1 protein-coding gene is annotated in these 356 nt (G+C 65.2%); it reads left to right on the plus strand.

The window, feature by feature from the left end:
- A partial coding sequence (locus JK363_RS41760) for a KR domain-containing protein (RefSeq protein WP_201883535.1) occupies window positions 1–356 on the plus strand: 356 nt, incomplete at both ends.

Here is a 356-nt window from a genome sequence, read left to right on the forward strand (position 1 = left end):
TGTTGGCGGGGGTGTTGGAGGGGCGTGTGGTGTCTGGGGTGGTGCATGCGGCGGGTGTGCTGGATGACGGGGTGGTGGGCGCGTTGACACCGGAGCGGGTGGATGCGGTGTTGCGGCCGAAGGTGGATGCGGCGTGGTATTTGCATGAGTTGGTGGGTGAGGTGTCGGCGTTTGTGGTGTTCTCTTCGGCTGCGGGGGTGTTGGGGAGTGCGGGGCAGGGTGGTTATGCGGCGGCGAATGCGTTTTTGGATGCGTTGGTGGAGTACCGGCGTGGGCTTGGGCTGTCGGGTGTGTCGTTGGCGTGGGGTGCGTGGGATGTGCCCAGTGGGATGACGGGTGAGCTTTCGGAGGTGGAT

Origin of the sequence: Streptomyces coffeae (assembly GCF_016741875.1) — a bacterium.
GTDB classification, from domain to species: domain Bacteria; phylum Actinomycetota; class Actinomycetes; order Streptomycetales; family Streptomycetaceae; genus Streptomyces; species Streptomyces coffeae.